This is a genomic window from Mesorhizobium sp. M7A.F.Ca.CA.001.10.2.1 (assembly GCF_003998575.1).
Taxonomy (GTDB): domain Bacteria; phylum Pseudomonadota; class Alphaproteobacteria; order Rhizobiales; family Rhizobiaceae; genus Mesorhizobium.
The window spans coordinates 1-1490 of record NZ_RZQY01000997.1; the positions used below are offsets into that span (position 1 = coordinate 1).

3 protein-coding genes are annotated in these 1490 nt (G+C 62.2%); 1 reads left to right on the forward strand and 2 read right to left on the reverse strand.

Going from position 1 to position 1490, the window contains the following annotated elements; genetic code table 11:
- Positions 1 to 346 (reverse strand): hypothetical protein (locus EN964_RS34375; RefSeq protein ID WP_127277429.1); only part of this gene is annotated, 346 nt, incomplete at its 3' end.
- A 122-nt stretch (positions 347 to 468) separates the two neighbouring features.
- Complete coding sequence (locus tag EN964_RS34380; RefSeq protein WP_245473116.1) at positions 469 to 1026, reverse strand: TetR/AcrR family transcriptional regulator; 558 nt, start codon at positions 1024 to 1026, stop codon at positions 469 to 471.
- Positions 1027 to 1180: 154 nt separating this feature from the next.
- Here EN964_RS34380 and EN964_RS34385 point away from each other — a divergent pair.
- Positions 1181 to 1490, forward strand: a 310-nt coding sequence (locus EN964_RS34385; protein ID WP_281059597.1) for a DinB family protein, incomplete at its 3' end; no start/stop codon positions are given.

Below are 1490 nucleotides of genomic sequence, written 5' to 3' on the forward strand. Positions count from 1 at the left end.
CCTTGCGCGCGTTTTCGATCAGCGAAACGCTGGCCGCCAGCTGCCGGCGCCGCTCGGCCTCGCCATTCAGCCGCCGCATGGCCATGGCCAGCACCGCAAGCTTTGTCTGCGAACCGCCATCGGACTTTGAGGGCGCAGCGCCTTTCGGCGCTCCTTTGCCGCGTATCTCACGCTGGCGGCGGTGTGCTTGGGTTTGGGCCTTGTCGCGCCGCTCCCGCAACAGCTTGACCAGGCCGGCAAGATCGGCGTCGGAAAGCTCCTGCACCGCCGGATGGTGCGATTTCTCCACCAGTTCCTGTTCGTCCGCGCTCAGCGCACGCGCCGCTTCCTTGCGTGAAATCGCCATGGCATTCCTCCTCCGCTGGCACGCCTGTCTGTTTCAGGCCATTCGCATGAGTTTCTGCCCCAAAACCGCGTCGGTCAAGAATAGCCCTGCTGACGATGCCGGATGGTCGAATACCGAGCCGCTCAGCCTGTGCATCGGCTGCGCAGATAGGCGCAGACCAGCTCGATGAGTTCCGCTCGCAATTCCGGCGATTGCAGTTCGCCATGTCGCGCTGCGGCATGCACGACCCCTTCGACCGCACCCGACAGCACACGTCCGGCAATGTCGTCGCGCTTGGGATCGGGCTTGCCCGAGGCAGATGCGATCACGGCTTGGTAGCGGCGCAGATACTCCGCCTCGAACTGATCCTGTGTCGAGCGTGCGGCAAGCGGCACCTCGTCGAGCAGGACGCGATGCAGTTCCTGATCGACGCTGTGGGCGGCGACGACGCCATCGACAAGCTTCGCCGCCCGCTGTTCCACCGTGATCACTGCGTCACGCTCATCCGAACCGGATATGGCCGCGAGCACCGCGTCGAGATGGCGTTTTCGGATCTCCTCCGCCAAGGCCAGCTTGTTGGGAAAATACTGGTAGATCGAGCCGACGCTGACACCAGCCGCCGAAGCCGTCTCGTTGGTGGTGAAATGCGCCCACCCACGCCGAGCCAGAACGCGAGCCGCGGCTTCGACAATCGTATCCACGGTTGCGCGGGAACGCTGTTGCCGTGGCGCTTTGCGCACGCTTCCATGCTCTGAGGGAACGCGAGTAGCCATATCAGGGCCTTTTCACCAAAATGCGAGTGTCCGCTCACATTTATCGAGCCAAGCCTGCCACGCAAGTCAATGAGAGGTCGCTATGAGCAACAAGACACTGCTTTTATCCCTGTTCCGCTACAAATCCTGGGCCGACAATGAACTCCTCGCTCTTTTGGCAGAGATCGAAAACGAGACAACCGAGAAGCAGCTTGGCGCGATCCTTGAGACCGTCAATCACGCGCATGTCGTCGACCGGATCTTTGCGTCGAACCTCCAGCAGCAGAAGCACTCCTATCGAGACACGGGCACGAGCAGCACACCGACGCTCGCGGAGCTGTCCAAGGCGATCAAGGAAACCGACCGGTGGTACCTCCGCTACGTCGAACAGGTCGACCCCGAAGAACTGGCGG